This is a genomic window from Bacteroides sp. D22, assembly GCF_000163675.1.
Lineage (GTDB): Bacteria > Bacteroidota > Bacteroidia > Bacteroidales > Bacteroidaceae > Bacteroides > Bacteroides xylanisolvens.
Map to the genome: position 1 here is coordinate 1 of NZ_GG774822.1, position 4,135 is coordinate 4,135.

Consider the following 4,135-nt stretch of genomic DNA (forward strand, 5'->3'; position numbering starts at 1 on the left):
GCAATATTCTTTTCACTGATGGGATGTTGCAGGGAAAATAAGGTGAACCCAAAACTATGGATGCAGGACGTGTTGATTAGGGTACAGGAGAATGAAAGAGAAAAGAAAAACGACTACGCCGATTTACTGCCATTTAATTGGAAAGGATAAACAAGAAAGATAAATAAAGTCAAAAGCCAGACATGCTTCGTTTGGCTTTTGACTTTATTATAGCTTGGAGAGAAATACGGGCGAGGCCGAATGCTTACTAAGGTGATTTATGAATAGCCGGCTCTATTCAGGCTGTTTATTATACGTGTAATCGCATCCCCAAATAAACTCCTATTAAATAAGGTATAAGCCAAATGCACCAAACTACAATGCTGAAACGATTAAAATGTCTCTTTTCTATAGGCGTTCCCTTCACATAGGTCCATATCGCCCATAACGCATGTACAAACATCAGAAGAATAGCAATCACTCCTGTCACCGTATGCATTTCGTCATGCAGATGAGTCAGTTCGGCAATATGCTCCATCAGGCTTGTACCCACCGTGTCGGCCAGCAACCCGAGAAGAAAGAAAATGATATGCCAAAACTTTAATTTCCTTTGAAGACGTTCTCCCCAAACACCTATCGTATAAAACACGAGCGCAGATGAAATAACGCAAATTGCCGCTATTAAATAATGTATATCTATCTGATTCAGTTCCATAAATTTTCTTTTTCTAATAACAACAAAGCACAGGATAGATAGTTCTCGCGGTCTCAATCTTTCACAAATGCAATCCCGACTTTACAAACGACGAAAAAACGTAAACAGATTTGTCTCTTTTCACAAAAAAGTAATAAAAGGCGATTTGCAGAAACAAATAAATCGACTACCTTTGTGGGCGATTTAGAGAATCGTGACTACGTATTTTTAATTATATCACTTAAAAAAAAGAGCTAATTATGACTTATTCACACGAAGTGGAACACATGTGTGTTGTAAAGAAGGGTCCTAACCACGGACCGGCTCCCATACCCGAAGAAGGCAAATGGGTAAAATCTAAAGAAATCGTTGATATTTCTGGTTTGACACACGGTATCGGTTGGTGCGCTCCTCAACAAGGTGCTTGTAAACTGACACTGAACGTTAAAGAAGGTATCATCCAAGAAGCCTTGATCGAAACAATCGGTTGCTCTGGTATGACTCACTCAGCTGCTATGGCTTCTGAAATCCTTCCGGGTAAAACAGTTCTTGAAGCATTAAACACTGACCTTGTTTGTGACGCTATCAACACTGCAATGCGCGAACTTTTCTTGCAAATCGTATACGGACGTACTCAATCAGCTTTCTCTGAAGGTGGTTTGATTATCGGTGCAGGTTTGGAAGACTTGGGTAAAGGTCTGCGTAGCCAGGTAGGTACTCTTTATGGTACTTTGGCTAAAGGTCCTCGTTACCTTGAAATGGCAGAAGGTTATATCAAACAAATCTTCTTGGACAAGAACGACGAAATCTGCGGATACGAATTCGTACACATGGGTAAGTTCATGGACGAAATCAAGAAGGGTACTGATGCTAACGAAGCTTTGAAGAAAGTTACAGGTACTTACGGACGCGTAACAGCAGAACAGGGAGCAGTTAAATCTATTGATCCACGTCACGAATAATATAAGGAGGAAAGAAACAATGATTAGAGAAGTAAAATTCGAAAGCCAAGACCGTCGTATCAAACAGATTATCGCTGCTTTGAACGCTAACGGCATCAAAGATATCGAAGAAGCTAACGCTATCTGTGAAGCTCATGGACTTGATCCTTATAAAACGTGTGAAGAAACTCAGCCTATCTGTTTTGAAAATGCAAAATGGGCTTATGTTGTAGGTACTGCCATTGCTATTAAAAAAGGTTGTACAAACGCTGCTGAAGCTGCTGAAGCTATCGGTATCGGTCTGCAAGCATTCTGCATCCCGGGTTCTGTAGCTGACGACCGTAAAGTTGGTATCGGCCATGGTAACCTTGCTGCTATGTTGCTGCGTGAAGAAACTAAATGTTTCGCTTTCTTGGCAGGTCACGAATCTTTCGCTGCTGCTGAAGGTGCTATTAAAATCGCTGCTAAAGCAGACAAAGTACGTAAAGAACCGTTGCGTTGTATCTTGAACGGTCTTGGAAAAGACGCTGCTCAGATCATCTCTCGTATCAACGGCTTTACATACGTTCAGACTCAATTCGATTACTTTACAGGTGAACTGAAAGTTGTTCGCGAAATCGCTTACTCTGACGGTCCTCGTGCAAAAGTAAAATGTTATGGTGCTGACGACGTTCGCGAAGGTGTAGCTATCATGTGGAAAGAAGGTGTAGACGTATCTATCACAGGTAACTCTACTAACCCGACTCGTTTCCAACATCCAGTTGCAGGTACTTACAAGAAAGAACGTGTTCTTGCTGGTAAACCATATTTCTCTGTAGCTTCAGGTGGTGGTACAGGTCGTACTCTTCACCCGGATAACATGGCTGCCGGTCCTGCTTCATACGGTATGACAGATACTATGGGTCGTATGCACTCTGACGCTCAGTTCGCTGGTTCTTCATCAGTTCCTGCTCACGTAGAAATGATGGGATTCCTGGGAATTGGTAACAACCCGATGGTAGGTTGTACAGTGGCTTGTGCTGTAGACGTGGCTCAGGCTTTGAGCAAGTAATTTAAATAATTACCATATAGTAAATCCCTGTAACTGATAAGGTTATGGGGATTTTTATTTTCAGTATGTTCGTAGGTTGAACTGCTGATTTACCTCTCTCCTACCTTTCTAATATAGTTTAGTTTTGTATTCCTACCTAATACTGATTTCACTTTACTAAGATGGATATAGATACTACTTTAAACTAAAAAAGAAAGTATTTATTAGTCCAATGCAAAAAAGTAGAGTATTAATACAACTATCCCTAATGATACCTTGTTAAAGTAAGAGTTATTAATTATCTTTGCATTGAAAGGAGATACACCTATGAAGCTGATTGAAAATAATATCCAAAAGATAATTGACCTATGCAAAAAACATAAGGTACATAAATTATTTGTCTTTGGTTCTGTTCTTACGAGTCGTTTTAATGACAACAGCGATGTTGATTTAGTTGTCGATTTTAATAAGGCAGAAGTAAGCGATTATTTTGATAATTTCTTTGATTTCAAATATGCTTTAGAAAATTTGTTTGGTAGAAAAGTAGATTTACTGGAAGAACAGACTATTAAGAATCCATATTTGAAGAAGAATGTGGATGCAACTAAAACTTTAATCTATGGATGAATTAATAAAGAAACACTTGCAAGATATTCTAACTGCCATTGAAGAAGTAGAAAGTTTCTTCGGCAATGCTCCTAAAGTTTATGATGACTTCTATAGTAACCTATGCCTTAGACGAGCCGTTGAAAGAAACATAGAAATTATTGGTGAAGCTATGAATAGAATACTAAAAATTGATAAAGATATAGCTATAACCAATTCTCGTAAAATAGTAGATGCCAGGAATTATATCATACATGGCTATGATAGTCTATCCGTAGATATACTTTGGAGTATGGTTATTAATCATTTACCAAAACTAAAAAATGAAGTAACAGCATTACTAAATATATAAGGTTTGTGACTTATTCACGACCATTTATTCAAAACATATGGGCCGTATGCACTCTGACGCTCAGTTCGCTGGTTCTTCATCGGTTTCTGCTCACGTAGGGATATTCAGTAAATGTTCCTCTTTCTAAAAAATCAAGAGAAAAGCTTTGCTTTACGTGAGCTTTTCTCTTGATTTTTTCGTTCAACTCTCCCAGTCTTCTATCTTTTTTGTAGAATATTGTTTACATATTCTTGTTTTTTCCTTCCCACCCATGCATTATGTACATGTCTTTTTTAGGGGAAGTTAAAACCTCTCCTGTTTTTCCTGTTATTTTAGTTAGATTATGCTGCCTTTCTTTTTTTCTTTTCGACCTTTTCTATCATACATACCGCATTGGCTGTATGTATCCCAAAGAAAATCCAAAGTACTTCCGTTTTCCTGTTTCTAGCTTTTATTCTGGCCAGTGAGTAATGTTGTTTCTGCGTTCCAAAACTTCCTTCCAGGCGGGTAGCTCTTTCACGGCTGAGTTCCGACCGTAAGATTTTCCGAAGCGG

Annotated in this window: 7 protein-coding genes and 1 pseudogene; 6 read left to right on the forward strand and 2 right to left on the reverse strand. The window is 38.7% G+C overall.

What is annotated here, in order from left to right; all coding sequences use genetic code 11:
- On the forward strand, positions 1 to 150 hold a 150-nt coding region (locus HMPREF0106_RS26355; RefSeq protein WP_009040916.1), incomplete at its 5' end, for a transposase domain-containing protein.
- A gap of 139 nt (positions 151 to 289) precedes the next feature.
- On the opposite strand, the gene HMPREF0106_RS03815 is transcribed toward HMPREF0106_RS26355, so the two are convergent.
- Positions 290 to 694 (reverse strand): HsmA family protein, encoded by a 405-nt coding sequence (locus tag HMPREF0106_RS03815; RefSeq protein WP_009040917.1) that lies wholly within the window; start codon positions 692 to 694, stop codon positions 290 to 292.
- A gap of 239 nt (positions 695 to 933) precedes the next feature.
- Between HMPREF0106_RS03815 and HMPREF0106_RS03810 the strand changes: the two genes are divergently transcribed.
- From HMPREF0106_RS03810 to HMPREF0106_RS28500, 5 genes are all read left to right on the forward strand, one after another.
- Entirely contained in the window at positions 934 to 1,635 is a 702-nt protein-coding gene (locus HMPREF0106_RS03810; protein ID WP_004296942.1) for an iron-sulfur cluster assembly scaffold protein, read from the forward strand.
- Between the two features lie 19 nt (positions 1,636 to 1,654).
- The gene (locus HMPREF0106_RS03805; RefSeq protein WP_004315991.1) at positions 1,655 to 2,665 is read left to right on the forward strand and encodes a GGGtGRT protein; all 1,011 of its coding nucleotides are present in this window, start codon (positions 1,655 to 1,657) and stop codon (positions 2,663 to 2,665) included.
- A 306-nt stretch (positions 2,666 to 2,971) separates the two neighbouring features.
- On the forward strand, positions 2,972 to 3,271 hold the full coding sequence (locus tag HMPREF0106_RS03800) for a nucleotidyltransferase family protein (protein WP_008021707.1): 300 nt from the start codon (positions 2,972 to 2,974) through the stop codon (positions 3,269 to 3,271).
- Positions 3,264 to 3,602, forward strand: a complete 339-nt coding sequence (locus HMPREF0106_RS03795) for a DUF86 domain-containing protein (protein ID WP_009040918.1) — start codon at positions 3,264 to 3,266, stop codon at positions 3,600 to 3,602. The genes HMPREF0106_RS03800 and HMPREF0106_RS03795 overlap by 8 nt, the downstream gene beginning before the upstream one ends.
- Positions 3,603 to 3,639: 37 nt before the next feature.
- On the forward strand, positions 3,640 to 3,729 hold the full coding sequence (locus tag HMPREF0106_RS28500; RefSeq protein ID WP_157133827.1) for a GGGtGRT protein: 90 nt from the start codon (positions 3,640 to 3,642) through the stop codon (positions 3,727 to 3,729).
- A 193-nt stretch (positions 3,730 to 3,922) separates the two neighbouring features.
- Here HMPREF0106_RS28500 and HMPREF0106_RS03790 read toward each other — a convergent pair.
- Positions 3,923 to 4,135, reverse strand: a pseudogene (locus HMPREF0106_RS03790) (DDE transposase); the annotation flags it as partial.

Coding starts and splice junctions, on each gene's coding strand:
- HMPREF0106_RS03815 (WP_009040917.1), bottom strand. CDS start 694: ATGGAACTGAATCAGATAGATATACATTATTTAATAGCGGCAATTTGC.
- HMPREF0106_RS03810 (WP_004296942.1), top strand. CDS start 934: ATGACTTATTCACACGAAGTGGAACACATGTGTGTTGTAAAGAAGGGT.
- HMPREF0106_RS03805 (WP_004315991.1), top strand. CDS start 1,655: ATGATTAGAGAAGTAAAATTCGAAAGCCAAGACCGTCGTATCAAACAG.
- HMPREF0106_RS03800 (WP_008021707.1), top strand. CDS start 2,972: ATGAAGCTGATTGAAAATAATATCCAAAAGATAATTGACCTATGCAAA.
- HMPREF0106_RS03795 (WP_009040918.1), top strand. CDS start 3,264: ATGGATGAATTAATAAAGAAACACTTGCAAGATATTCTAACTGCCATT.
- HMPREF0106_RS28500 (WP_157133827.1), top strand. CDS start 3,640: ATGGGCCGTATGCACTCTGACGCTCAGTTCGCTGGTTCTTCATCGGTT.